Origin of the sequence: Microbacterium karelineae (assembly GCF_009745985.1) — a bacterium.
In the GTDB taxonomy this organism is placed as follows: Bacteria; Actinomycetota; Actinomycetes; order Actinomycetales; family Microbacteriaceae; genus Microbacterium; species Microbacterium karelineae.
Genome location: NZ_WFIX01000182.1, coordinates 199183 through 224126, shown reverse-complemented (window position 1 = coordinate 224126; position 24944 = coordinate 199183). Strand labels below are relative to the sequence as shown.

Annotated in this window: 21 protein-coding genes; 9 read left to right on the top strand and 12 right to left on the bottom strand. The window is 70.3% G+C overall.

Annotated features, from left to right (window positions below; translation table 11 throughout):
* Positions 1–82 precede the first annotated feature (82 nt).
* Both GB932_RS10080 and GB932_RS10075 read left to right on the top strand, forming a co-directional pair.
* The gene (locus GB932_RS10080) at positions 83–1975 is read left to right on the top strand and encodes an ABC transporter ATP-binding protein (protein WP_156760562.1); all 1893 of its coding nucleotides are present in this window, start codon (positions 83–85) and stop codon (positions 1973–1975) included.
* A complete protein-coding gene (locus GB932_RS10075; protein WP_156760561.1) occupies positions 1972–3786 on the top strand; it encodes an ABC transporter ATP-binding protein in 1815 nt (604 codons plus the stop codon). Before GB932_RS10080 ends, GB932_RS10075 begins: the two co-directional genes overlap by 4 nt.
* 122 nt (positions 3787–3908) lie before the next feature.
* Here GB932_RS10075 and GB932_RS10070 read toward each other — a convergent pair whose 3' ends face one another.
* Together GB932_RS10070 and GB932_RS10065 are read right to left on the bottom strand one after the other, a co-directional pair.
* Positions 3909–4361, bottom strand: a complete 453-nt coding sequence (locus GB932_RS10070) for a GNAT family N-acetyltransferase (protein ID WP_156760560.1) — start codon at positions 4359–4361, stop codon at positions 3909–3911.
* A 53-nt stretch (positions 4362–4414) separates the two neighbouring features.
* Positions 4415–5971, bottom strand: a complete 1557-nt coding sequence (locus GB932_RS10065) for a L,D-transpeptidase family protein (RefSeq protein ID WP_197517416.1) — start codon at positions 5969–5971, stop codon at positions 4415–4417.
* A gap of 147 nt (positions 5972–6118) precedes the next feature.
* On the opposite strand from GB932_RS10065, the gene GB932_RS10060 reads away from it, so the two are divergent.
* Entirely contained in the window at positions 6119–6898 is a 780-nt protein-coding gene (locus GB932_RS10060) for a glucosamine-6-phosphate deaminase (protein WP_156760558.1), read from the top strand.
* 10 nt (positions 6899–6908) lie between these two features.
* On the opposite strand, the gene aqpZ is transcribed toward GB932_RS10060, so the two are convergent.
* From aqpZ to GB932_RS10045, 3 genes are all read right to left on the bottom strand, one after another.
* Positions 6909–7670 carry an aquaporin Z gene (gene aqpZ / locus GB932_RS10055; protein ID WP_156760557.1) on the bottom strand — a complete coding sequence of 254 codons (762 nt, stop codon included), beginning with the start codon at positions 7668–7670 and terminating at the stop codon, positions 6909–6911.
* A 70-nt stretch (positions 7671–7740) separates the two neighbouring features.
* Positions 7741–9138: an FAD-binding oxidoreductase gene (locus GB932_RS10050; protein ID WP_156760556.1), complete on the bottom strand. Its 1398-nt coding sequence runs from the start codon at positions 9136–9138 to the stop codon at positions 7741–7743.
* A gap of 22 nt (positions 9139–9160) precedes the next feature.
* Positions 9161–9526 (bottom strand): YrdB family protein, encoded by a 366-nt coding sequence (locus GB932_RS10045; RefSeq protein ID WP_156760555.1) that lies wholly within the window; start codon positions 9524–9526, stop codon positions 9161–9163.
* A 243-nt stretch (positions 9527–9769) separates the two neighbouring features.
* Between GB932_RS10045 and GB932_RS10040 the strand changes: the two genes are divergently transcribed.
* The 4 genes from GB932_RS10040 (at position 9770) to GB932_RS10025 (ending at position 14191) form a co-directional block, all read left to right on the top strand.
* Complete coding sequence (locus GB932_RS10040; RefSeq protein WP_438616714.1) at positions 9770–11236, top strand: SPFH domain-containing protein; 1467 nt, start codon at positions 9770–9772, stop codon at positions 11234–11236.
* Positions 11237–11355: 119 nt separating this feature from the next.
* Positions 11356–12390: a carboxylesterase family protein gene (locus tag GB932_RS10035; protein ID WP_156760554.1), complete on the top strand. Its 1035-nt coding sequence runs from the start codon at positions 11356–11358 to the stop codon at positions 12388–12390.
* Positions 12391–12557: 167 nt separating this feature from the next.
* The gene (locus GB932_RS10030; RefSeq protein WP_156760553.1) at positions 12558–12866 is read left to right on the top strand and encodes a hypothetical protein; all 309 of its coding nucleotides are present in this window, start codon (positions 12558–12560) and stop codon (positions 12864–12866) included.
* Positions 12863–14191 (top strand): ferredoxin reductase family protein, encoded by a 1329-nt coding sequence (locus tag GB932_RS10025; protein WP_156760552.1) that lies wholly within the window; start codon positions 12863–12865, stop codon positions 14189–14191. Before GB932_RS10030 ends, GB932_RS10025 begins: the two co-directional genes overlap by 4 nt.
* 41 nt (positions 14192–14232) lie before the next feature.
* On the opposite strand, the gene GB932_RS10020 is transcribed toward GB932_RS10025, so the two are convergent.
* Both GB932_RS10020 and GB932_RS10015 read right to left on the bottom strand, forming a co-directional pair.
* Positions 14233–16326: a RecQ family ATP-dependent DNA helicase gene (locus GB932_RS10020; protein ID WP_156760551.1), complete on the bottom strand. Its 2094-nt coding sequence runs from the start codon at positions 16324–16326 to the stop codon at positions 14233–14235.
* Positions 16327–16369: 43 nt separating this feature from the next.
* A complete protein-coding gene (locus GB932_RS10015; RefSeq protein ID WP_156760550.1) occupies positions 16370–17359 on the bottom strand; it encodes an aldo/keto reductase in 990 nt (329 codons plus the stop codon).
* A gap of 103 nt (positions 17360–17462) precedes the next feature.
* On the opposite strand from GB932_RS10015, the gene GB932_RS10010 reads away from it, so the two are divergent.
* On the top strand, positions 17463–18497 hold the full coding sequence (locus GB932_RS10010; protein WP_156760549.1) for an Rv2578c family radical SAM protein: 1035 nt from the start codon (positions 17463–17465) through the stop codon (positions 18495–18497).
* A gap of 97 nt (positions 18498–18594) precedes the next feature.
* Positions 18595–19965, top strand: a complete 1371-nt coding sequence (locus GB932_RS10005) for an aminomethyl transferase family protein (RefSeq protein ID WP_156760548.1) — start codon at positions 18595–18597, stop codon at positions 19963–19965.
* A gap of 7 nt (positions 19966–19972) precedes the next feature.
* Here the strand turns inward: GB932_RS10005 and GB932_RS10000 are convergent, their stop codons facing one another.
* The 5 genes from GB932_RS10000 to GB932_RS09980 all read right to left on the bottom strand — a co-directional run bounded on the left by GB932_RS10000 (position 19973) and on the right by GB932_RS09980 (position 24862).
* Entirely contained in the window at positions 19973–20569 is a 597-nt protein-coding gene (locus GB932_RS10000; RefSeq protein ID WP_156760547.1) for a GNAT family N-acetyltransferase, read from the bottom strand.
* A gap of 7 nt (positions 20570–20576) precedes the next feature.
* Positions 20577–21482, bottom strand: a complete 906-nt coding sequence (locus GB932_RS09995; protein WP_156760546.1) for a carbohydrate ABC transporter permease — start codon at positions 21480–21482, stop codon at positions 20577–20579.
* The gene (locus GB932_RS09990; RefSeq protein ID WP_156760545.1) at positions 21479–22462 is read right to left on the bottom strand and encodes a carbohydrate ABC transporter permease; all 984 of its coding nucleotides are present in this window, start codon (positions 22460–22462) and stop codon (positions 21479–21481) included. Before GB932_RS09990 ends, GB932_RS09995 begins: the two co-directional genes overlap by 4 nt.
* Positions 22459–23877: an N-acetylglucosamine/diacetylchitobiose ABC transporter substrate-binding protein gene (gene ngcE, locus GB932_RS09985; protein ID WP_156760544.1), complete on the bottom strand. Its 1419-nt coding sequence runs from the start codon at positions 23875–23877 to the stop codon at positions 22459–22461. Before ngcE ends, GB932_RS09990 begins: the two co-directional genes overlap by 4 nt.
* 64 nt (positions 23878–23941) lie before the next feature.
* Positions 23942–24862, bottom strand: a complete 921-nt coding sequence (locus GB932_RS09980; protein WP_156760543.1) for a MurR/RpiR family transcriptional regulator — start codon at positions 24860–24862, stop codon at positions 23942–23944.
* Positions 24863–24944 lie beyond the last annotated feature (82 nt).

Here is a 24944-nt window from a genome sequence, read left to right as displayed (position 1 = left end):
GGTATCCGCCCACAGCCCTCCAGCTCTGTCATAGGCTGGAGGGCTGTCGCGTTCGCGGCAGAGGTTCCGTTTCGAGGCTGAGATGTCTGCTGATACTTCACCCGGCGCGCCCACGCGCCTCCCACTCCACCGCGCGCTGCTGCGCCTGGTGCCGTTCGCAAAGAAGGATCTTCCCCGGATCGCGCTGGGCGGCCTCTCGGCCCTCGGCGCCTCCGTCGTCGCGCTCCTGATCCCGACCGCCCTCGAATGGATCGTCGGCGGCCCGATCTCGAGCGGCGCGACGTCCGCCGTCGTCTGGGGCGCGCTCGCCGTGCTCGGCCTCGGCCTCGTCGAGGCGCTCATGGTGTACCTCCGCCGCTGGCTCGTGCTCGCACCGGCGACCGCCATCGAGTACAACGTGCGGGCGACGTTCTACAACCGCCTGCAGAAGCTCCCGATCGAGTTCCACGACAGGTGGCAGGGCGGCCAGCTGCTGAGCCGCATGATGCAGGACATCGGCCTCATCCGCCGGTGGATGGCGTTCGGCTTCATCATGCTCGTCGTCAACGTGCTGACGGTCGTGATCGGGTCCGTCCTCCTGTTCCAGTGGCACTGGCTGCTGGGGGCGATCTTCGTCGTCTCGGGCATTCCTCTGTGGATCCAGGGATACCGGTTCCACAGTGCGTACAGCCTGCTGACGCGCAAGAGCCAGGACCAGCAGGGCGATCTCGCGACGAGCGTCGAGGAGAGCGTGCACGGGATCCGCGTGCTCAAGGCGTTCGGCCGCGGCCCGCACGCCCTGAATCGCTTCACGCGGCAGGCCGAGGGCCTGCGCGGCACCGAGATGCGGAAGGCCCGCGAGATCGCCGTCGTGGACTTCGTGCTCGTGCTCATGCCCGAGCTCGCGTTCGCCGCATGCCTGGCGACGGGCATCTGGCTGACGGTCGACGGGCAGGTGGCGATCTCGCAGCTGTTCGCCTTCTTCGCGATGGCGACGATCCTGCGCTGGCCGATCGAGTCGATCGGCTTCCTCTTCGCCTTCATGCTCGACGCGCGCACCGCCACCGATCGCATCTTCGAGGTGTTCGACGCCGTCGACACGATCACCGACCCCGCCGAGCCCACATCGCTGGATCACCCGCGCGGCGCGCTCGTCTTCGAGGGCGCGCACTTCCGCTATCAGGATGCGCGCGAGCACGAGCGCGACCTGCTCGACGGCATCGATCTCGCGCTCGAACCGGGCGAGACGATGGCGCTCGTCGGCCTGACGGGATCCGGCAAGACGACCCTCACGACGCTGCCCACGCGCCTGTACGACGTCACCGAGGGCCGCGTGACGCTCGACGGCGTCGACGTGCGCGACATGGCGCTCGTCGAGCTGCGCACCCACATCGCGACGGCGTTCGAGGACGCGACGCTGTTCTCGGCCTCCGTGCGCGAGAACGTGCTGCTCGGACGCGACGACCTCGACGTGTTCTCGGAGGAGGCCGACGGCGTCATGCGCGAGGCGCTCGCCGTCGCGCAGGCCGAGTTCGTCGACGAGCTGCCGGACGGACCCGAGACGACGATCGGCGAGGAGGGTATGAGCCTCTCCGGTGGACAGCGCCAGCGCCTCGCCCTCGCGCGCGCCGTCGCGGCCCGACCGAAGGTCCTCGTGATGGACGACCCGCTCTCCGCCCTCGACGTCAACACGGAGGAGCGCGTGCAGAACGAGCTGAAGCGCGTGCTCGCGGGCACGACGGCCCTCGTCGTCGCCCACCGCCCTTCGACGGTCGCGCTCGCCGACCGCGTCGCGCTGCTCGAGCAGGGGCGCATCGTCGCCGTCGGCACGCACCACGAGCTGATGATCAGCTCTGCGAGCTATCGCTCGGTCATCTCGAGCATCGAGGCGGAGGAGCGCGAGGCCGAGCGGGTGCGCAGGGATCCGAACCCCACATCCGAGATGGACATCCTGGCCGCAGACGCCGCCGAGGCAGACGAGGAGATCGCACGATGAGCTCGACCGTCCAGGGCGTCACCGGCGAGGACCGCAACGACTACACGCGGGAGGAGAGCAGGGCGATCCGTCGCCGCTCATGGCGCCTGCTCCTGTCGCTCCTGACGCCGCTCAAGGCCCAGGTGATCCTCACCGCGATCGTCGTCGTCGCGCAGACGGCCGTGCGCGTGCTCGGCCCGGCGCTGCTCGGCCTCGGCCTCAACGAGGCGCTCCCCGCGGTGCTCGACGGCGCCGACTGGGGTCCGACATGGATCATCGCGGGCGCGTATGCGCTGACGGCGATCGTCGGCGCGGCCCTGCTCGCGTGGTTCGACATGCTCTCGGCGCGCCTGACCCAGACCGTGCTGCTCGACCTGCGCCGCCGCGTGTTCCGCCACACCCAGCGGCTCAGCCTCGAGTTCCACGAGACCTACACCTCGGGCCGCATCATCTCGCGCCAGACGAGCGATCTCGAGACGATCCGCGAGCTGATGAACGGCGGGCTCCAGCAGCTCATCAACGGCGTGCTCTACGGCGTCTTCACCTTCATCGCACTCGTCATCGTCGACTGGCAGTCGGGCGTCGTGATCGTCCTGGCCTGCGTGCCGCTGGCCTTCCTCATGCGGTGGTTCTATCGCCGCTCGCAGCTCGCGTACCGCGAGACCCGCGTCATCAGCGCGCAGGTGATCGTGAAGTTCGTCGAGACGATGACGGGGATTCGCGCGGGCAAGGCGTTCCGCACGGAGCCGCGCAATGAGAAGCTCTTCGGGGCGCTCGCGTGGGATTACCGCAACGCGAACATGCGCGTCATCCGGCTCTTCGGCACGTTCGAGCCGGGCCTCATGGCGATCTCGGCGTTCGCGATCGGCGCGGTCGTCCTCTGGGGCGGCGTGCGGATCACGTGGGGCGAGTTCTCGGTCGGCCTGCTGCTCGCGGCGGTCCTGTACGTGAGGAACTTCTTCACGCCGCTGCAGGAGGTGGCGATGTTCATCAACTCGTTCCAGGCCGCCTCCGCCGCGCTCGAGAAGGTCTCGGGCGTGCTGCAGGAGCAGCCGTCCGTCGCGGATCCCGAGAAGCCGGTCGCGCTGCCCGCCGCGAAGGGGCACCTCCTGTTCGACGACGTCACCTTCGCGTACGGCGACGGCGAGACGGTGCTGCCCGACTTCCGCCTCGACATCCCGGAGGGCCAGACGGTCGCGATCGTCGGCACGACGGGCGCCGGCAAATCGACGCTCGCGAAGCTCGTCTCGCGCTTCTATGACCCGACGAAGGGACGCGTGGCGCTCGACGGCGTCGACCTGCGCGAGCTGGAGCCGGACGACATGCGCCGCGCGATCGTCATGGTGACGCAGGAGGCGTACCTGTTCAGCGGCACGGTCGCCGACAACATCGCGCTCGGCAGGCCGGGGGCGTCGATGGAGGAGGTCGTGCGCGCGGCCGAGGCGGTCGGCGCGCACGAGTTCATCCAGGAGCTGCCCGACGGGTACGACACCGACGTGAACAAGCGCGGCGGGCGCGTGTCGGCGGGCCAGCGCCAGCTCGTGTCGTTCGCGCGCGCGTTCCTCGCGGATCCGGCGGTCCTGATCCTCGACGAGGCGACCGCGTCGCTCGACATCCCGTCCGAGCGCATGATCCAGCAGGCCCTGCAGACGCTGCTCGCCGACCGCACGGCGATCATCATCGCGCACCGCCTGTCGACGGTCGAGATCGCCGACCGCGTGCTCGTGATGGAGCACGGCCGCATCATCGAGGACGACGCTCCCGAGGCGCTGAAGCAGGGGACGGGCAAGTTCGCCCGCCTGCACCAGGCGTGGCAGGACTCGCTCGTGTGACCCGCGGCCTTCAGACGACGAGGCCCGCATCCCGATGGGATGCGGGCCTCGCGCATGAGGATGGCGGCGGAACCTCGGTGGGGGAGGGAGTCCGGGGTCCCGCCGCCAGTCTGTGGGCCGGATCAGAGCGTGATCTCGGCGACCACCTCACCGTACTCGGTTTCGTCGACCGGCGTGAAGCCGACACGGCGGAAGAAGGCCTCCGGGCCGAGCTCTCCCGCCTCGTAGACGACCGTGAGGCGGTCGTAGCCGCGCTTGCGTGCCTCGGCGATGACCGCATCGACCGCGAAGCGCCCGGCGCCGCGACCCTGGGTATCGGCGTCGACGTTGATGCGCCACAGCGCGGCGCGGAGGTGCTCGCTGGTGGCGTCGGGGTCGAAGTACGCACGCACGAACGCGACGACGTCGTCGCCGTCGAGGACGACGCGCTGCCAGGTCTTCTGCGGGTCGGCGACCACCATCTCGACGGCGTAGGTCGTCGGGGCGATGAACTCCTCCTGGCCCGGCTTGAGGGTGAGGCTGTTCGCCGCCACGATCGTGTCGGCCGACAGCTCTTCGACGTGCAGCTCGCTCATGCTGTCAGCGTAGAGCACGCGCGAGGGGTGAGGGAAGAAACGTCACACGCGCGTCATGCGCGGACCGAGACCGGCGAGCCGATCTGGAGGAACGAGTAGACCCACTCGGACGCGCCGACGGTGAGGTTCACGCAGCCGTGGCTCATGCGGGCGCCGGGGCCGAAGTTGTCGTGCCAGTAGGTGCCGTGGAAGCCCTGGTCGCCGTTGAAGTACGTGGGGTACGGGACGTTCGGCGTGCAGTAGTCGAACTTGCCGCCCGGCACGAGGTTGCCCTCTGCGTCGCACGATCCCATGTTCTGGATCGTCAGCTGCCCGTACACGGTGAACTCGCCGACCTGGGTGTCGTAGCCGGGCTTCCCGATCGCCATCGAGAAGCTGTTCTTCAGCTGCTTGTCGCCGCCGTTCACCGACTCGTAGAAGTAGGCCATGCCCTCGCTCTTCACGACGACGGCGCTGCGGAGGCGCTCGGTCGTCTCGTGCGCGACCTTCTCGCCCGTGAGGGCGACCTCGGCGGGGGCGAGCGACGTGAGCTGGGCGGCGATCTGCTCGCCGATGCCGTCCGTCGAGGTGACCTGGTAGCCGTCCTGGCCCTCCGTGAGGACCTTGCTGACGACGCCGGCCGCGTCGACGACGACATCGCCGTCGACCGGCTCCTGATCGACCGCGGCGGGAAGCGCGTCGACGTACTTCTGGATCTCGCCCGACTTCGCCTGGACGTCGACCTCTCCCTCGTCCGTCACGGCGACGTCGAGCCACTCGGCGACCTTCTCGGCGGGGACCTCGTCGACGACATCGCCGTCGAGGGTGAACGACACGCCGCTCACGGTCGTGTTGAGCTTCTCGGCCGTCTTCTCCGCGTCGGCCGTCGTGAACGCGGCGGTCTGCTCGGTCACGGTCGCGTCGACCGAGATCGACGATGAGGACGCGGCGAGGAGCGTCTCACCGGAGGCGATCGCCTGGACCCCCTGCTCGGCGGACAGCTGCTCGCCGATCTCGGCGGCGAGCGCGTCGACGTCGATGCCGCGCCCGGCCTTCGCGGGGACGACCGCGTAGGCGCCGTCGACGTACTCGATCTTCGCATTCACGGGATCGGCGTACGCATCGGGGAACTCGTCGGCCAGCGCCGCGTGGATCGCGTCGGGGTCGACCGCGAGGTCGGCGTCGATGTCGCCCGCGTTCCACTCGCCGACCTGCCACGCGGGGACCTCCGAGAGGGCCTGCTGGGCGGCCTGCTCGGCATCGACCGCGAGGCCGAGATCCGCGCCGGAGAACGTGGCGGGCGCGCCGTCGACCGAGACGGTGATCGGCATCTCGTCGATGTGCGCGGCGATCGTCGACCGCGCGTCGCCGACGCGCTGCATCCCGACATCCGCGCCGAAGACCGTGGTGCCCGGGGCGATGAACGTCGTGCCGACGAAGGCCAGGGCGCCGGCGGCGGCGACCGCGACGACGGGGATGCCGATGCCGAGCCACAGCTTCTTCGCCGAACGCTTCTTCGGCGCGGGTGCGACCCACTCGACGTGCGGCTCGGTGGTCTGGGCCGTCTCGGTCGGCGTGGGCTCGGTCGCCAGGTCGGTCATCGTGGTCTCCCCCATGGTCGCGCGGCGCATCGCGCAGTTCCTCCTCATGGTAAACGGCGGACCTGCTGATCACACCGGATATCGATCACGAACAGTTCACGATCGGCGGGCGCGGCGCCGGTCGCATCTGACAGGATCGATGTCGACCATTCATCCGCGAGCCCACGGAGGATCCTCATGGCCGAGGTCGTCATCGTTCCTGATCGCGCATCCGCCGGCGATCTCGTCGCCACGGAGATCGCGGCGCTCATCTCCCGGCGACCCGACGCGGTCCTCGGGCTCGCGACGGGATCGACGCCGCTCCCGGTGTACGAGGCGCTGCGCGCGCGTCTCGCGGGCATCGATGTCTCGCGGGTGCGCGGCTTCGCCCTCGACGAGTACATCGGCATCGATCCGGCGCACCCCGAGTCGTACGCGTCGGTCATCGCACGCGAGGTGGTCGAGCCGCTCGGCCTGACGCCGGACCTCATCCGCACCCCGCCCGCCGACGATGCCGATCTCGCGACGGCGGGGGAGCGCTACGACCAGGCGATCCGCGCCGCGGGCGGCGTCGACGTGCAGATCCTCGGGATCGGCACCGACGGGCACATCGGCTTCAACGAGCCCGGATCCTCGTTCGCCTCGCGCACGCGGGTGAAGACCCTGACGCGTCAGACGCGCGCGGACAACGCCCGGTTCTTCGACGCGATCGACGAGGTGCCCCGCCACTGCCTCACGCAGGGGCTCGGCACGATCCTCGAGGCGCGCCACCTCGTCCTCCTCGCATTCGGCGAGGGCAAGGCGGAGGCCGTCGCGGGCGCCGTCGAGGGGCCGGTCACGGCGATGCTGCCGGGATCGGCGATCCAGCTGCACCCGCACGTGACGGTCGTGGTCGACGAGGCGGCGGCCTCGCGGCTGCGCCTCGCCGACTACTACCGTGACACGTTCGCGAGCAAGCCGGAGTGGCAGGGGATCTGAGCCCCGTCCGCTACCTCTTCTCGCGGCCGAGCAGGGGACCGTACAGGTACCCGGCGAGCAGGCCGCCGACGATCGGGAACACGAGGAAGACCCAGAGCTGCGCGAGCGCGTCGCCGCCGCCGTAGACCGCCGCGGCGAGCGAGCGCGCCGGGTTCACGGAGGTGTTGTCGACGGGGATCGTCACGAGGTGGATGAGCGTCAGCGTGAGGCCGATCGCCAGGCCCGCGAGGGCGGGGTTGCCGCGCTTCGAATCGGTGACGCCGAGGATCACGAAGAGGAAGATCGCCGTGAAGACGATCTCGACGACGATCGCGCCGATCATCCCGAACCCGCCGGGCGACATCTCGCCCCAGCCGTTGCTCGCGAAGCCCGAGTCGCGCGCCGCCGCGACCCAGCCGTCCTGCGAGGATCCGATCAGCGCGATGACGCTCGTCGCGGCGATGCCGCCGACGAGCTGGGCGATGATATAGCCGGGCACCGCGCTCCACGAGATGCGGCCCGCGGCGGCCGCACCGAGCGTGACGGCGGGGTTGAAGTGGCCGCCCGAGACGGGGCCGAACGCGTATGCGCCCGCCACGACCGTCAGGCCGAATGCGAGTGCGACCCCGACGAAGCCGATGCCGAGGCTGGAGCCGTTGGCGCCCGTGCCGAAGTCGGAGGCGAACAGCGCCGCCCCGACGCCGCCCAGGACGAGCAGGAATGTGCCGAGCAGCTCGGCGATGAGCGCGGACGAGGTGGCGGGCTGCGAGGCCTCGGTCTTGGTGTCCCCCATGGTCAGCCTTTCGTCAGGACGTGCGTCGCGGTCGCGACACGCTCAAAGTAGCGCCGGCCGAGGGGTCTGTCTACGCCTGTCGATGGGGTTCGTCGCGCGGACCGAAGACCTTGCCGGGGTTGAGCAGCCCCCGCGGGTCGAACACGCGCTTGATGTCGCGCTGGAGGCGCCACTGCGCCTCGCCGAGTTCCTCCTCGAGCCAGCGGCTCTTGAGCACGCCGATGCCGTGTTCCCCGGTGAGGGTGCCGCCGAGGCGGACCGCCGCGCGGAAGAGGTCGTCGGCGGCCGCCCAGATCGCCGGCGGCACCTCCTCGCCGTCGAAGAGGAAGTTCGGGTGCAGATTGCCGTCTCCCGCATGCGCGACCGTCGGGATCCGCACGTCGTGCGCGCGTTCGACCCGCGCGATCTCGTCGAACATCTCGGCCATGCGCGAGCGCGGCACCGAGACGTCCTCGATGAGGGTCGTGCCGAGCGATGCCATCCCCGGGTGCATCGCGCGGCGGATGCGGAGGAGCTCCTCGCCCTCCACACGGTCGCGCGTGAGGCGCACGTCCGCGGATCGTTCGCGCAGCACCTCGGCGATGGCCTCGGCCTCGGCCGCGGCGGCCGGCCCGTCGGTCTGGATCGTCAGCTGCGAGGCGCCGTCGGTCGGCGCGGCGAGGCCCAGCACCGCGCTGGCGGCCGCGAGGCTCGTGGCGTCCATCAGCTCCATGATCGCCGGCTGGATCCCCGCCGCCGTCACGGCCGCGGATGCGGCTGCCGCGTCGCGCACGGTCGGGAATGTCGCGGTGAGGGTGCACACCTCGCCCGCGATCGTTCGGCGCAGCTTGAGCGTCGCGCCGACGATCACGCCGAGCGTCCCCTCGGATCCGATCATGAGGCTCGTGAGGTCGAGGCCCGTGACGCCCTTCACGCTGCGGTGCCCCATCCGCATGAGCGACCCATCCGCGAGCACGACGTCGACGCCGAGGACGGCGTCGCGCGTGACGCCGTACTTCGCGCAGAGCAGGCCTCCCGCGCCGGTGGCGATGTTGCCGCCGACGGTCGAGATCTCGCGGCTCGCCGGATCCGGCGCCCACCACAGCCCGTGCGCCGCGAGGTGGTCGTTGAGGTCGGCGTTCAGGATCCCTGGTTCGACGACCGCGAGCTGGTCGTCGGCCGACACCTCGAGGATCCGGTCCATGCGCGCGACCGACAGGGCGATCTCGCCGCGGCCCGCGTTCGCGGCGCCCGCGAGACCCGTCAGGGCGCCCTGAGTCACGACGGGAGTCGCCGTCTCGCTCGCGATCCGCATCGTCGCCCGGACGTCGTCGACGGTCTCGGCGCGGACGACCGCCAGCGGCGGGTGCGCGGCGGCGTGACCCGATCGGTCGCGGCGGGCGGCGTCGAGCGCGTCGGGATCGGTGTCGACACGGCCCCCGAGAGCGGCGGTCAGCGCGGTGACGACGGGAGCGGCGGTGTCGGTCATGCCTCCCAGTATCGCCGCGCGGTCAGCGGACGGTGCGGCGGCCGTGGAGGACGCCGACGACGATGCAGAACGCGCCGACGGCGATGCCCGCCCAGGCGAGGTCGAGCGCCCACAGCGCGAGGGTCGCGCTGGCGAACACGAGCAGCTCGACGACCGTGCGGACGTCGCGGTGCACGTGGAAGACGGCCTTCGGGGAGAGGAACAGCGCCCACACGGCGATCGCGACGATCGGCGCGCCGAATCCGAACACGACGCTCCAGGGCAGCGGCCACGCGAGGAAGCCCCACAGCGCCAGCGACCCGAACGCGAGGATCTCGCTGAGGAAGCGGAGCACGTCGAGCGCCGTGATGCGCGGGTGGGCGGCGTCGGGCGACGTGATCTCGGACATGTCGTCCAGTCTACGAACGCGCACCCGAGAACTCTCTGGAGCGTGGCATGCGCCGGGCGGTGCCTGTGAATAGAGTGGACGGAGTCCGTCGCGCGGCGTCGCCGGGACGCGCGGGCGGGCGAGAGAAGGGGAGTCGCAATCGTGGGTGGAATCCTGGGCGCCGCAGGCGGTGTCGCCATCGTCATCGGAATCATCGTCCTGCTCGTCGTCGCCGCCATCATCGCGCTGATCGTCACGCTGCTCATGCGCGCCTGGTACAAGGTCGCGCGGGCCGACGAGGCGCTCGTGATCGTCGGGCGCAAGCAGAAGAAGGGCGGAACGGGACCGATCTCGAACGTCACCGTCATCCGCGGCGGGGGCGCGGTCGTCAACCCGATCACGCAGCGCGCCGAGACGCTGTCGCTGCGCGCGCGCCAGATCATGGTGCAGCCGACCGCGCAGTCGATCCAGGGCGTCACGGTCGACGTCACGGGCGTCGCGCTCGTCAAGGTCGGATCCGACAATGAGTCGATCGCGCGTGCCGCCGAGCGCTTCGTGTCGCAGGACAAGGCGATCGAGGTCTTCACGACGGAGCAGCTCGAGGGCGCCCTGCGCGGCGTCGTCGCGACCCTCTCCGTCGAGCAGCTCATGCGCGACCGGCAGGAGCTGTCGGACCAGATCGCGACCCTGATCAAGAGCGACCTGGAGGAGCAGGGCCTCGTGCTCGACAGCTTCCAGATCCAGGGCATCACCGACGAGAACGGCTATGTGCACGCCCTCGGCGCGGAAGAGGTCTCGAAGGTCAAGCGCCAGGCCGAGATCGCCCGCATCGACGCGGAGCGCCAGATCAAGGCCCGCGAGATCTCGACGAGCGAGGAGACGCTCGTCGAGCAGACCGCATACGACAAGAACCAGGCCGCCGCCGCGGCCGACGTCGGCGAGGCGCGCGCCGAGGCCGAGCAGGCCGAGGCCCTGGCCCGTGCCCGCGCCGAGCAGGGCGTCCTCATGCAGCAGGCCGACAACCGTCAGGCCCAGCTCGACGCCGACGTCAAGCGCGTCGCCGACGCCGCGCAGTACGAGGAGCAGAAGAAGGCCGACGCGCGCGCGTACTCGCGCATCAAGGACGCCGAGGCCGCCGCCGATGTGCAGCGCCGCGAGGCCGACATCAACGAGTACGAGCGCCAGAAGAAGGCCGACGCCGACGCGTACGCGCAGATCAAGGCCGCCGAGGCCGACGCGCAGAAGGCCGAGCGCGAGGCCGAGGCGATCCGCGTGCAGGCGCAGGCCGAGGCCGACGCCGAGCGCGCCAGGGCGCAGGCCGAGGCAGACGCGATCCGCCTCGCCGGTGAGGCGCGCGCCTCCGCTATCGAGGCCGAGGCCGAGGCGCTCAAGAAGAACCAGGAGGCCGTGCTCGCGCAGCGCTCGCTCGACGTGCTCGTGCCGATGATGACCGAGTTCGCGAAGGGCTACGCGAACGTCGGCAACGTCACGGTCCTGTCCGGATCGGGCGAGGGCGGTGCGACGAGCCACATGGCCGGCGAGGCCGCGATGGGCATGCGCGCCATGTTCGACACGGTGCGCGAGGCGACGGGCATCGACCTGTCGGGCGTCATCCAGGGCAATGCGATGGGCCGCGGGATCGCGTCGGGCCAGGCGCAGGCGCGCGCCGAGCAGGCGGCTCCGGCCGCACAGGCCCCTCCCGCGGAGCCGGAGGCTCCCGCAGAAGGCTGACGCCAGACGTCGAGCGGCCCTGCCTGATCGCACCGATCGGGGAGGGCCGCTCATCGTTCATAGGTTTCGCATAGGTGTGGGAACGATCACGCAGAGGATGCGCGCCTAGTGTTCGGAGCATGACGACCATCACGACACGCGCCGCGATCGCGGCTGCCACCTCCCTCATCCTCGTCGGCTCGATCGCCGCCTGCAGCACCACGGGCGAGACCGATGACGTGGCCTCGACGGACGAGACGACGAGCCAGAGCACGACGACCGACAGCTCGACGACGGACGATTCGACGACCGAGACGGTCTCGAGCGAGGCGACGTCGAGCCCGGACCTCGAGGATCTCGTCGCCGACGTCCAGCCGCTGTTCGATCAGGCCGAGTACGTCGACGAGGAGACGGGCGAGACGCTGCCGTACAACATCTATCTCCCCGAGGACTACGACGAGTCGCAGGAGTACCCCGTCGTCCTCTACATCCCCGACTCCAGTCTCGTCGGCGACGACGTGACGGCCCCGCTCGGCGAGTACGGCGCACTCATCTGGGCGAGCGAGGAACAGCAGGCGACGCAGGAGAGCATCGTCGTCGTGCCGGCATACCCCGAGGTGATCCTCGACGATCACGACAGCTACACCACGACCGAGTATGTCGACATGACGGAGCGGTTCCTCGAGTCGATCATCGACGAGTACAGCGTCGACGAGGACCGCGTATACGGCACGGGTCAGTCGATGGGATGCATGACCATCTTGTACCTCGCCGCGCAGAACCCCGACCTCTTCACCGCGGAGCTGTTCGTCTCGGGACAGTGGGACATCACACAGCTCGAGGGCCTCTCCGAGGAGGACTTCTTCTACATCGCCGCCGCAGGCGACGAGAACGCCTCCGGCGGGCAGGCCGATGTCGAGGCGATGCTCGACGACGCCGGAGTCGCGTACGGCACGGCGACCTGGGATGCGACCGACTCGGAGGATGCGCAGAACGCGGCTGCGCTCGAGCTTCTCTCGAACGGCTACAGCGCGAACTTCGCGACCTTCGAGGCCGGCACGGTCCTCGAGGCGAATCCCGACGCGATGGCGATGGAGCACATGGCGTCGTTCGAACCGGCGTATCGCATCGGCGCCCTGCGCGACTGGCTTCTCGCGCAGACCGACGCCGACTGACGACAGTCCGTACAGACGGCTCCGCCCCGGTCCCGGTGACCGGGGCGGAGCCGTCTCGACGTCTCGTCAGGTCTCTCCCAGTCGGCTCATCGAAGGGACATGCGGCGCACATCGGCGGCCCATACAAGGTGGGTGTCCGACCACCGCCCGTCAGAACGGACCCGACGATGTCGATGACACTGAACCCCACACGTGCCGAGCTCTCCGGTCGCATCCGTCCGCGCGCGGCGACGATACGACGCGTCGTCGGCGTGGGAACCTCTCTCGTGCTGCTGAGCGGAGCGTTGCTTCTGGCGATCGACGTGGGTCTCGCAGCACCCGATATCTCGCCGGTCGATCCCGCGGCGCTCGGCGTCTCCACGGATCCGTCGACGGACGGCTCCTCGGCCGACGGGGTCGCAGACGACCCCTTCGATCGCTCGCGCGGCGGCTTCGACCGTGACGGCGACGGCCGGGGACGAGAGGACGGCCGGTGAGCGAGGAGGCGGCGCGGCGCTCGGTCCATGGCGTGACCGCGGAGCGCAGCGTCCTCGCCGTCATCGGCATCGGGGCGGCTCTCGTGATCATGCAGACGATCCTGGGAGCACCCTGGCCGCAGGACATCGTCCCCTTCGTCGCTCATCTGAGCGGCATGCTCGCAGGATATGGCGCGGCGGTGATGATCCTTCTCGTCTCACGGCTGCCGTTCCTCGAGCGGCGCGTCGGCGCGGACCGGCTCACGCGGTGGCACGCGCATGGCGGACGCACGCTTCTCCTGCTGGTCTGCGTCCACGCGGTGTTCGCCGTGTACGCGGTCGCGGAGGCGATCGGCGCGTCGGGCGCCGAGGCTGTCGGCATCGTGCTCGGACTGCCGGACATCGTCACGGCGACGGTCGGCACGGTGCTCATGATGGCGGCGGGCATGCTGTCGGCGCGAGCGGCGCGGAAGCGCGTACGGTACGAGACCTGGCACGGGATCCATCTCGCGATGTACGTGGGAGTCGGCCTCGGATTCGCACACCAGCTGGCAGGTCCCGACATCGCGGGACGCCCCGCCCTGCAGATCGCGTGGACGGCTCTCTACACCGTGACCTTCGCCCTTCTCATGCGATATCGGATCCTGGCACCTCTGCTCACCGCGCTGCAGCACGATCTCCGCGTCCACCGCGTGCTGAAGCAGGGGCCGCGCGTCACGACGATCATCGTGACCGGACGCGATCTCGACGAGCTCGGGGCCGACCCGGGGCAGTTCTTCCGCTGGAGGTTCCTCACTCAGGAGACCTGGGCATCGGCGCATCCGTTCTCCCTCTCGGCGCCGCCTTCGCGGCACTTTCTGCGGCTCACCGTGAAGGAGGTGGGGAACGGGACGCGTCGGCTCGCCGGGCTGACCGAGGGGACGCGAGTGCTGGCCGAGGGGCCGTATGGTGCGATGACGGCGGCGCGGCGACGTGGGCACGGCGTCCTCCTCGTCGCCGGCGGCATCGGGATCACGCCCATGCGGGCTCTCCTCGAGACGATTCCTGTCGAGGCCGCACCGCTCACGCTCGTGTACCGCGCATCGTCCCCCGAAGACGTGGTGTTCCGCGAGGAGCTCGATGCGATCGCCTCTGCTCGTGGTGCGGAGGTGCACTACCTGGTCGGCAGCTCGAGGGAGAGACCGAACGAGCTGACTCTTGAGCGATTGCGGGAGCTCGTGCCGGGGCTCGATACGCGGGACGTCTTCATCTGCGCGTCACCACGGCTCGGGCGGGCGATTCGGGCTCTGCTGCGCGAGGCGGGCGTTCCGCAGGAGCAGGTCCATCAGGAGGAGTTCGCCTTCTGAAGGGGCTCGCCCGAACGTCGAGAACGGGTGGGGCGTCGCCGTCAGGCGCGCAGGGCGAGCGCGAACGGCAGCACGTCGTCCGCGCCGGCGCGGCGCAGCTCGCGGGCGGCGAGCGTCATCGTCCAGCGGCTGTCGACGAGGTCGTCCACGAGCAGGATCGGCCCCTCGGCGATCACGAGGCCGTCGACGCCGAATCTCCCCTGCAGGTCGGTGACGCGGAAGGCGCTGTTCCCGCCCGGCCGGGCCGGGGGAGCGGCGGGGGCGATCGAGAGCGCGCCGAGCGACGGCAGACGACCGATGCGCGCGATGCCCTCGGCGAGGGAGCGGACGAGAATCGGCCGCGTGCGCGACGGCACCGCCGCGACGGCGGCGGGGCGCTCGTCCCACCCCCACTCGGCGAGCACGCGCACACACGCGTCGAGGAGGCGCGCGGGGACCTCCTGGTCGGGCGCTCCTGCGGCGAACAGCTCGCGCAGCGGCCCGCCCCAGCCGAGGTCGGTCAGGCGCGCGAGGGCCCGGCCCGTCGCGGCCTGCTCGTCGGCGGGGATCCGGCCCTTCAGGGGCACGCCGAGCCGGTCGAGCCCCGTCGGCCACTGGCGTCGCGGCTCGATCGGCACGCCGACGCGGTCGATCGCCGATGCCGCGGCCGACGCCGACTCCTGCGCGATGTCGGCGAGCAGCCAGGCGCCGGCGCAGTTGTCGCAGCGCCCGCACGGCGTCGCCGTCTCGTCGTCGAGTCGGCGCTGCAGGAACTCCATGCGGCACTCGGTCGTGCGCTCGTAGGCGAGCATGTCGTCCTGTTCGGCGCGCCGCTCGGCGGCGATGCGCGCGTAGCGTTCGGCGTCGTACGCCCACGGCTCGCCCGTCGCCGTCCACCCGCCCTTCACGCGCTGGACCGCGCCGTCGACGTCGAGCACCTTGAGGAGCAGCTCGAGCCGCGTGCGGCGGATGTCGACGATCGTCTCGAGGGCGGCGGTCGACAGGGGCGCGCCGGAGGCCCCGAGCGCCCGCAGCACCCGCTCCGCGCGATCCTGGTCGGGCATCGAGACGGTCGCGAAATGGTGCCAGATGTCGGCGTCCTCGGGGCCCGGCAGCAGCACGACATCCGCGGACGCGGTCGCGCGCCCGGCTCGACCGACCTGCTGGTAGTACGCGACGGGCGAGGACGGCGCGCCGAGGTGCAGCACGAAGCCGAGGTCGGGCTTGTCGAAGCCCATGCCGAGCGCGCTCGTCGCGACGAGCGCCTTCACCTCGTTTCGCTTCAGGAGCCCCTCGGACTCCTCGCGCTCGTCGGCGTCGCTCTGCCCCGTGTAGGCGCGCACCGCGTGCCCGTGCTCGCGCAGGAGTCGTGCCGTGTCGACCGCTGCGGCGACCGTGAGGGTGTAGATGATGCCGGAGCCGGGCAGGTCGTCGAGGTGGCTCAGCAGCCACGCGAGGCGCGAGGTGGCGTCAGGGAGGTTCAGGACGCTGAGGCGCAGGGACGCTCGGGCGAGCGGGCCCCGAATCGTCGTGACGCGGTCGGACCCGAGCTGATCGACGACGTCCGCGACGACGCGCGCGTTCGCCGTCGCGGTCGTCGCGAGAACGGGCACGCTCTCGGGCATCTGCGCGATGAGGTCGCGCAGCCGCCGGTAGTCGGGCCGGAAGTCGTGGCCCCAATCGCTGATGCAGTGCGCCTCGTCGACGACGAGCATGCCGATGCGCCGCACGAGGGCCGGCAGCTGCTCATCGCGGAAGGCCGGGTTGTTGAGCCGTTCGGGGGACACGAGGAGGACGTCGACCTCGTCGGCGTCGAGGCGGGCGCGCACCTCGCCCCATTCGTGCGCATTCGTCGAGTTGATGGCGACCGCGCGCACACCCGCGCGCTCGGCCGCCTGGATCTGGTCGCGCATGAGCGCGATGAGCGGCGAGACGAGGATCGTCGGCCCCGCGCCCTGTGCGCGCCGGAGCGCGGTCGCGACGAAGTACACGGCCGACTTGCCCCACCCTGTACGCTGCACGACGAGCGCGCGGCTGCGTTCGCCGACGAGCGCTTCGATCGCCTCGAACTGACCGTCGTGGAACGCGGCGTCGTCGCGCCCGACCAGCAGCCGGAGCGTGGAGAGCGCGTCTGCGTGCAGGGAATCGTCTGTCATGCCCTCAGCCTGTCACCGACCCCCGACAGAGGAGGAGCGAGCGTCACCAGCGGTCGTGCACCTGCGGGCGGATCCTCTCGTCGTAGATCGCGCGGACGCCGTCGAGGAACTCCGCGGTCAGCGGCCCCACGTCGGCCGCGGCGGCGTTCCCGCGCGCCTGCGCCTCGCTCCGTGCGCCCGGGATCACGGTCGTCACGCCCGGCTGCCGGATCACCCACGCGAGGGCCGCGGCCGCGGGCTCGACGCCGATGCCGCGAGCGAGGGCCGAGAACTCGGCGGCCGCCTCGACGCCCGTCGCGAAGTCGACGCCGGCGAAGGTCTCGCCCACGTCGAACGCGGAGCCGTCGCGGTTGTACGAGCGGTGGTCGTCGGCGGCGAACGTCGTCTCGGCCGTGTAGCGGCCGGAGAGGAGCCCGCTCGCGAGCGGCACGCGGGCGATGATGCCGACGCCCGCCTCGACGGCGGCCGGCAGCACGCGCTCGAGCGGCTTCTGTCGGAAGGCGTTGAGGATGATCTGCACGCTCGCCACGTGCGGGCGCGCGATGGCGGAGAGCGCCTGCTCGCAGGTCTCGACGCTCACGCCGTACGCGGCGATGGCGCCCTCCTCGACGAGGACGTCGAGGTCGTCGAACACGCCGTCGGAGGCGAAGACGTCGTCGGACGGGCAGTGCAGCTGCACGAGGTCGAGCGTGTCGACGCCGAGGTTGCGGCGCGAACGGTCGGTCCAGTCGCGGAACGCGTCGAGCGATGCGTAGCGGAGCGACGGCACGGGCGCGCGGCGGATCATCTTGGTCGCGACGGTGCCGCTCCACGAGGGGTTCGCGCGCCGCCACGACGCGATGCGCTGCTCGCTGCGGCCGTCGCCGTAGACGTCGGCCGTGTCGAAGAACGTCACGCCCCGCTCGGCCGCGGCGTCGAGCACGTCGAGCGCGGCGACCTCGTCGACCTCGCCCCAGTCTCCGCCGAGCTGCCACGTGCCGAGCCCGACGACCGACACCTCGCGGGCCGTCCGTCCCAGGATCCTGTGTTCCACAGCTGCTCCTCATGGTCGTGAAAGCGTGGGGAATCAGCCTACCGACCGCACACATCGGGGCGGTGCCGTTGACAATGAGTCGAAGAGATGTTCGAATGTCGACATGCGGTGGAGTGGACAGAAGATCGATGACATGTCCGTCGCCGCCCCTGCGCTCCTGCCGATGCCGGGATACGTGCGCACCGTCCGCACGCCCGAGTTCGCCGGGCTCACGTTCCACGAGGTCATGGCGAAGTCGGCGCTGAACCGCGTCCCCGACGCGAGCCCGATGCCGTTCCGCTGGACCATCAACCCGTATCGGGGATGCAGCCATCAGTGCGTCTACTGCTTCGCTCGCGCGACGCACCGCTATCTCGACTTCGATGCGGGGGACGACTTCGATCGGCAGGTGGTCGTGAAGGTGAACGCGGCCGAGGTGGTGCGGGCGGAAGTGGCGCGGCGGTCGTGGCGACGTGAGCTCGTCGCCCTCGGAACCAACACGGATCCGTATCAGCGCGCCGAGGGGCGATATGCGCTCATGCCCGGGATCATCCGCGCGCTCGGCGAGAGCGCGACGCCGATCTCGATCCTCACGAAGGGCACGCTGCTGCGGCGCGACCTGCCGCTGCTCGCCGACGCGGCCGCGCACGTCCCCGTCGACATCGCGATGTCGATCGCCGTGTTCGACGACGAGCTGCAGGCGTCCGTCGAGCCGGGCACGCCGTCCGCGGCGGCGCGGCTCGCGACCGTGCGGCAGGCGGTCGAGCAGGGATTCCGCGTGACCGTCTTCCTCATGCCGATCATGCCGTGGCTGACCGACTCGCCCGTGCAGCTCGAGCACGCCGTCGCGCGCATCGCCGAGACGGGTGCGACGCGGGTCGTCTTCGGCGCGCTGCATCTCCGCCCGGGCGCGAAGGAGTGGTTCCTCGAGTGGATCGCGCGCGAGCACACCGCGCTCGCCGAGGGATACCGGCGCTTCTACGGAGCGCGCTCATCGGCGCCGGCCGCGTACCGTCGCCAGCTGTCCGCTCGCATGCGGCCGCTCCTCCGGCGGTACGGCCTCGATCCGCGGGACGACGAGGACCAACCCGAGGTGCGCCGCGCCGCGCGGGTCGCCGCCGCCACGCTCGCACCGAGCCCGCAGCCGACCCTGTTCTAGCGGTCGCGGCCGGCATTCGGATCAACGGAAACCCCTGCCTGCGCCCGGGGCGGCGGTGCCTACACTCGCCGCAACGCACCCACGCAAGGAGAAGACGATGACGTCAGAGACTCTCGCACAGGCGATCGCGCGCGCCGGGAACCCCGTCGAGCTGCTGCGCAACCAGGACTGGCCGGCGATCACGTTCCCGATCCAGGCCGAGTTCACCAATTGGCGCGACGAGCAGCGCGCGTGGTCGCAGTCGGTCGCGATCATGGACCAGTCGCACCACATGACCCAGCTGTTCCTACACGGATCCGATCTGATCCCGCTGATCGAGTCGATCTCACCGAACACGTTCCGCACGTTCCGCCCCGGCGTCGCGAAGCAGCTCATCAGCGTCAACGAGGACGGCTTCCTCATCGGCGATGGGATCCTCTTCTATAACGACGAGGGGCCGGAGGGGATCGTCCTCATCGGCCACCACATCCTCATCGACTGGGTGCGGTTCACCGTCGAGAAGGCGGCGTCGGCGGGGCAGGACGTGCACCACCGGCTCGAGGCGAACTCGAATATGCGGGTGGGCGATCCGACCTTCTTCCGCTACGAGCTGCAGGGCCCGCGCGCCGATCGCGTCATGGAGACGCTGATCGGCGGGCCGGTTCCCGAGGTGAAGTTCTTCCACATCGCCGACTTCGAGATCGCGGGGAAGAAGGTCAAGGCACTCCGTCACGGCATGGCGGGGCAACCCGGCTTCGAGTTCTACGGCGCCTACGCCGACGGGCCCGCCGTGCTCGGGGCGATGCTCGAGGCCGGCGCCGAGCTCGGCGTGCGGCGCGTCGGCGCGAAGGCCTATTCGTCGTCGCCGCTCGAGTCGGGGTGGGTGCCGACGCCCCTCCCGGCGATCTTCGGCGACGACCTCGCCGAGTACCGCGAATGGCTGCCGGCCGCGCGCGCCGGTTCGATCGGCGGATCCCTGTACTCGACCGACATCAGCGACTACTACGTCACGCCGTTCGACATCGGCCTCGGGCGCTCGGTGCGCTTCGACCACGACTTCCGCGGCCGCGCCGCGCTCGAGCGGATCGCGGAGGATCCGGCGCGCCGCAAGGTGACACTGCTGTGGAACTCTGAGGACGTCGCGGCGGTCGTCCGCTCGCAGCTCGAGCCGGGCACCCCCGCGAAGTTCCTCGACTTCCCGAAGGCGCGATACGGCTTCTACCAGATGGACCTCGTCGAGCGCGGCGGCGTACAGGTCGGGATCTCGACCGACGCCGGCTACATCGCGTACGACCAGCTCTACATGTCGCTCGCGACCGTCGACGCCGACATCGCGGAGGGCGAGGTCGTCGAGGTCGTGTGGGGCGAGGATCCGATCTCGCGCAAGCCGCAGGTCGACGCCGCGCACCGCCAGGTGAGGATCCGTGCCACGGTGGCGCCCGCGCCGTATCACGACTACGCGCGGACCGCCTACCGCGACAACGGCTGAGCGGGGGTCAGGCGAGGACGAGCCCGAACGGCGCCGTGTCGGCGCCGTCGGACGGCAGCCGGGCGAACCCGAGCCGCTCGTAGAACGCGACGGCGCCGTGATTCGCCGCGCTCGCGACGAGGTGCACCGCCGGGACCCTCCGGCGGCGCAGCTCGGCGCACAGCGTGCCGATCAGGCGGCGCCCCAGGCCCTGGCCCTGCGCCTCGGGGAGCAGGTCGATGTGCAGGTGCGCGGGGTGCGTCGCCGCGTGCGGCTCGCGCCCCGGGCCGCGTGCGGCGGCGTACGACAGGATCCACGAGTGCCGCGCGGTCGGCTCGGACACCTCGTACCGCGCCGACCGCGCCGGCCACCACGCGTCGCGGAACCAGGCCGCGAATCCCTCGGTGTCGTCGGTCGCGACGAGGTACCCGACGACGCGCCCGTCGGAGGACTCTGCCACCCAGCACAGGCCGGGGTCGCGTTCGGCGTAGGGCACGGCCCAGACGTCGCCCCACAGGCGGTCGTCGGCGAGGCCGCGCGCGTCGGACCCCGCGTCGGCCGTCCGGACGCAGACCTCGGAGAGCGCGTCGCGGTCGGCGGGGCGGCAGGGACGGATCCTCGTCATCCGCGGCCTACTTCGACGTGCCCTGCGCCACGGATCCCTGCAGCTGGCGCTGGAAGAACACGTAGACGATCAGCACGGGCACGATCGTGATGACGACGGCGGCGAAAAGGGATCCGAAGTCGACGGCGTAGCCGGCGGACGACGCGAAGGCCGCGAGGCCCTGTGAGAGCACGTAGTTCCCCTGATCCGTGTTGAGCGCCACGGGCAGGAGGAACTGGTTCCACAGCCCGAGGAAGTTGAAGATCGCCACGGCGGCGAGCCCGGCCCTCGCCTGCGGGAGCATCACCTGGAAGAAGGTGCGCCACTCGCTCGCGCCGTCGATGTACGCCGCCTCCTGGATCTCGTCGGGCAGGTTCTTGAAGAACGAGAACAGGAAGAACACCGTGAACGGCAGCGCGAACGCCACATACGTGAGGATGAGGCCCGGCAGCGTGTTCAGCAGGCCCATGTTCTGCAGGATGAAGAACAGCGGCACGATCGCGAGGAACGCCGGGAAGGTGAGCCCCGCGAGCATCAGGTAGTAGATCGCCCTGCTTCCCGGCAGCGAGAAGCGCGCGAGCACGTAGGCGCACATCGAGCCGAGGATCATCACGAGCACGAGAGCGCATCCGACGACGACGACCGTGTTGAGGAACATCCGGCCGAAGTCGTCCTCGGCCCACGCCGAGACGTAGTTGTCGAGGCTCCACCGGGCCGGCAGCTGGAACGGTGACGAGAAGATCTCCGCGGTCGTCTTGAACGACGACATCACGGTCCACACGAGGGGCAGGATGACGACGATCGACCAGACGATGAGGACGGCGTGCGAGGTGATCCCCACGGCGCGGTCGCCCCGGCTCGTGCGCTGCTCGCGCCGGATCCGCCGCGCGGCGCGCTCATCGATCGCGATGAGCGAGCGGGTGGTGTCGGTCATGCGCGTCCTCCCTTGTCGCGGCCGCCCGTGGCCCAGCTGACGGTGAACACGATCGCCGCGAAGACGAGTGTCACGACGGCGAGCATGACGCCCATGGCGCTCGCGAGGCCGAACTGCCCCTTCTCGAACGCTGTGCGGAACAGGTACTGCGACATCACGAGCGTCGAGTTGCCGGGGCCGCCCGTCGCGTTGAGCGCCGCCATGTAGACGAAGGCGTCGAGAGCGAGGATCCCGATGTAGATGTACGCGGTCTGCACGTTGTCGCGGATCAGAGGCAGCGTGATCGAGATGGTCGTGCGGAACCGGCTGGCTCCGTCGAGGCGCGACGCCTCGAAGACCTCCGCGGGGATCCCCTTGATCGCCGCGATGAACAGGACCATGTAGAAGCCGACCATCCCCCACACGATCACGAAGATCGACGCGCCCATCGCGGTGCGCTCGTCGCCGAGCCAGGGGAAGTCGCCGACGCTCAGGCCGATCGTCTGCAGGATCCCGTTGAGCAGGCCGCTCGGCGAGTAGATCTGGCTCCACAGCAGGCCGATCGCGATCGCCGGGATCACGTAGGGGAAGAACGAGACGACGCGGTAGAAGCTCGCGCCGCCCAGGCCGCGCACCTGGCCATGGCTGGGGCCTCCCACCGTGATGAGCGACGCGAAGATCAGGGCGATCGTGAGGGTCACGAGGGGCACGACGAGGGCGAGCAGCAGGCTGTTGCCCATCGACTGCACGAACGTCGGGTTCTGGAAGAGCCGGATGTAGTTGCCGATGCCGACGAAGCCCATCTCGGGGGAGAACCCGGTCCAGTTCGTCAGCGAGTAGTACACCGCCTGCGCGAAGGGGGAGATCACGAAGACGAGGAAGATCGCCAGCGGCAGCCCGAGGAAGACCGCGAGGAAGCTCACGTAGTCGACCGTCAGACGGCGCCGCCGGCGGCGGGGCGCCTGACGGCGCCCCGCCGTGGGGGAGGAGACGAGCGTCATGTCGCGGGGATCTTCTCGATCGAGTCGTCTTCGCGGATCCGGTCGGTGATCGCCTGCAGCTCCTTCGTGAGCTCCTCGACGCTCATCTTCCCGTCGAGGAACGAGTTCCAGATGGGCAGCTGATCGGAGTTCATACCGTAGAGGTTCACGAACTTCACCGTGAAGACGTTCTCGCCCGCGGCCTCGAGCATCTGGGTCTGCGACACGAGAGCGGTGGATCCGAACCCGTCGGCCGGGACGACGCCCTTCACGATCGGCGGTGAGAGCTTCTCCTGGGCGAAGTACGTCGCCGCCTCCTTCGACAGCATCACCCGCAGCAGCTCCTTGCCACCGGCCGGGTTCTTCGCGTTCGACGGCACGATGAAGGGCTCGCCGGCCTCGGCGCGCATCGTGCCCTTCGGCGTCGTCTGGCTGCCGTCGAGGGGCAGCTCGGCGATGCCCGCCATCTCGAAGCCGTCGGCCGTCTGGTCCTTCATCTCGTTCTCGATCCACGATCCCGAGGGGTACAGCAGCGCCTCCTGCCCGTTCGACCACTGCGCCTGCGCCTGGGTGAACTGGGTGCCGGATCCGCCCGGCTTGACGTAGCCCGACTCGATGAGCTCGTGGAAGATCGTGAGGATGTCCTGGATCACCGGATGCGACCAGCAGCCCTCCTCGAGGTTCTCGAGCGCGAGGCGCACCTCGTCGCCGCCCTGGATGATCGCCGAGTCGTAGACGAGGGTCTGGTAGTAGGTGGCGGCCTCCTGGCCCCAGAGGAACAGGTACTTGCCTGCCTCCTTCGCCTTCGCCCCGAGGGCGGGGAGGTCCTGCCAGCTGGTCGGCACCTCCCAGCCGTTGTCGGCGAACAGGCTCTGCGAGTACCACAGGCCGTAGGTCGTCATGACGTAGTTGATGGCGGCGAACTTGTCGCCGAACGTGCCGGGCGCTGTGACGCCGCCGTACAGCGTGTCGGCGATCTTCTCGCCCTCGAGGTTCACGGCCTCGAACACGTCGGAGAGGTCCTCGAGCTGGTCGAGGATCGTGTTGAAGCCGATCGAGTTCGCGCCCGAGTTGTCGATGAGGTCCGGCGGCGTGCCGCCGACGAAGCGCGGCTGCAGCTCCTGCGCGATCTTCGTCGACGAGGAGACCTCCGCCGTGACGCCGTTGTGGACTCCGGCGAGGATCCCCGCGGCGTTCTCGACGTAGTCGACGCCGTAGCCGCCGTCGAAGATGACCGCGTCGATCGTGCTGTTGGCCGCGACGCCGAACGGGTTGTCGGCCGTCACATCGCCCTGCGGCTGCTCGCCGCCCGTCGTGCCGCCGCCGCCGGGCGCCGCGCACGAGGCGAGCGAGGCGCCGAACGGCAGGATGACAGCGGTCGCGATGGCGCCGCGCAGCAGATTGCGGCGGCTCACCCGTGCCTTGTCGATATCCATTGTGTGTTCCCTTCTGTCGACGATCGTCATCGATCGGATTCCGGCGCCGTCGTGGCGCGAGAGGTCAGCGCCGCGCCGCGCGCGGCGGGCCCGTGGGGCGGCGATGGTCGGAGACGGCCATGGCCGATGCGGCGAGCTTCGTGGCGATGCCGCCGAAGTCCTGTTGTGCGGTGATGAGGTAGATGAGGTCGACCACGAGCAGCTGCGAGTGCTTCACCGACAGGTCGTCGGGCTGCAGGTACGGACCGGGACCCGCGGTCACGAGCGTGACGTCGGCCTCGCGGGCGAGCGGCGACTCCGGCTCGGAGGTGAGGGCGACGGTCAGGGCGCCGACGGATCCCGCCTGCGACAGCATCTGCAGCGTCTCGTCGGTGCGTCCGGTGTTCGAGATGCCGATGGCCACCGAGTCGGCCGTCTGCTGGACGGCGCTCGCGAGCCCGCTGTGCACGTCCGACCAGCTGTGGCCGTGGATCCCGATCCGGTACAGGCGCATCTGCAGCTCGTCGGCGATGACCCCGCTGCCGCCGACGCCGTAGATGTCGAGGTGGCGGCACTCCGCGATCGCGCGGGCGACGCGCGTGAGGCTCTCCAGGTCGATCCGCTCGGTCGTCGCCTGGAGCGCCTGTGTGTGGGCGGCGAGGAGGGTGCGCGCGATCGTCTGCGGATCGTCCTCGGGGCGGAAGCCGCGGCCGATGTCGGCGGTCCATGACTCGCTCACATCGCCCCGGCCGACCTCCGAAGCGACCGCGACACGGAACTGGATGTAGCCGGGGAACCCCAGCAGGCGGCAGAAGCGGGTGACGGTCGCGGGGGAGACGTCGGCGCGCTTCGCGAGCTCGGTGATCGTCCACTCGACCGGGGCGGCTGGTCGCTCGCCCAGCAGATCGGCGATTTTCACCATCGCCGCCGACATATCGACACGTGTCGTGTCGATTCGCTGCGCGATCAGCAGGTTGCTGTCGTCGTCCACGGTCTGTGACACCATCGCCCCTTTGAAAACACACTCGCCGATGAGTGGGTCCTCTGAAAATAATTCTTTTCAGGGGTTAGGTCAAGTCTCCTTACGA

What these genes read in the sequence shown, in the direction of transcription:
- GB932_RS10080 (WP_156760562.1), top strand. Translation starts at nt 83, where the DNA reads ATGTCTGCTGATACTTCACCCGGCGCGCCCACGCGCCTCCCACTCCAC.
- GB932_RS10075 (WP_156760561.1), top strand. Translation starts at nt 1,972, where the DNA reads ATGAGCTCGACCGTCCAGGGCGTCACCGGCGAGGACCGCAACGACTAC.
- GB932_RS10070 (WP_156760560.1), bottom strand. Translation starts at nt 4,361, where the DNA reads ATGAGCGAGCTGCACGTCGAAGAGCTGTCGGCCGACACGATCGTGGCG.
- GB932_RS10065 (WP_197517416.1), bottom strand. Translation starts at nt 5,971, where the DNA reads ATGCGCCGCGCGACCATGGGGGAGACCACGATGACCGACCTGGCGACC.
- GB932_RS10060 (WP_156760558.1), top strand. Translation starts at nt 6,119, where the DNA reads ATGGCCGAGGTCGTCATCGTTCCTGATCGCGCATCCGCCGGCGATCTC.
- aqpZ (WP_156760557.1), bottom strand. Translation starts at nt 7,670, where the DNA reads ATGGGGGACACCAAGACCGAGGCCTCGCAGCCCGCCACCTCGTCCGCG.
- GB932_RS10050 (WP_156760556.1), bottom strand. Translation starts at nt 9,138, where the DNA reads ATGACCGACACCGCCGCTCCCGTCGTCACCGCGCTGACCGCCGCTCTC.
- GB932_RS10045 (WP_156760555.1), bottom strand. Translation starts at nt 9,526, where the DNA reads ATGTCCGAGATCACGTCGCCCGACGCCGCCCACCCGCGCATCACGGCG.
- GB932_RS10040 (WP_438616714.1), top strand. Translation starts at nt 9,770, where the DNA reads ATGCGCGCCTGGTACAAGGTCGCGCGGGCCGACGAGGCGCTCGTGATC.
- GB932_RS10035 (WP_156760554.1), top strand. Translation starts at nt 11,356, where the DNA reads ATGACGACCATCACGACACGCGCCGCGATCGCGGCTGCCACCTCCCTC.
- GB932_RS10030 (WP_156760553.1), top strand. Translation starts at nt 12,558, where the DNA reads ATGTCGATGACACTGAACCCCACACGTGCCGAGCTCTCCGGTCGCATC.
- GB932_RS10020 (WP_156760551.1), bottom strand. Translation starts at nt 16,326, where the DNA reads ATGACAGACGATTCCCTGCACGCAGACGCGCTCTCCACGCTCCGGCTG.
- GB932_RS10010 (WP_156760549.1), top strand. Translation starts at nt 17,463, where the DNA reads ATGCGGTGGAGTGGACAGAAGATCGATGACATGTCCGTCGCCGCCCCT.
- GB932_RS10005 (WP_156760548.1), top strand. Translation starts at nt 18,595, where the DNA reads ATGACGTCAGAGACTCTCGCACAGGCGATCGCGCGCGCCGGGAACCCC.
- GB932_RS10000 (WP_156760547.1), bottom strand. Translation starts at nt 20,569, where the DNA reads ATGACGAGGATCCGTCCCTGCCGCCCCGCCGACCGCGACGCGCTCTCC.
- GB932_RS09995 (WP_156760546.1), bottom strand. Translation starts at nt 21,482, where the DNA reads ATGACCGACACCACCCGCTCGCTCATCGCGATCGATGAGCGCGCCGCG.
- GB932_RS09990 (WP_156760545.1), bottom strand. Translation starts at nt 22,462, where the DNA reads ATGACGCTCGTCTCCTCCCCCACGGCGGGGCGCCGTCAGGCGCCCCGC.
- ngcE (WP_156760544.1), bottom strand. Translation starts at nt 23,877, where the DNA reads ATGGATATCGACAAGGCACGGGTGAGCCGCCGCAATCTGCTGCGCGGC.
- GB932_RS09980 (WP_156760543.1), bottom strand. Translation starts at nt 24,862, where the DNA reads ATGGTGTCACAGACCGTGGACGACGACAGCAACCTGCTGATCGCGCAG.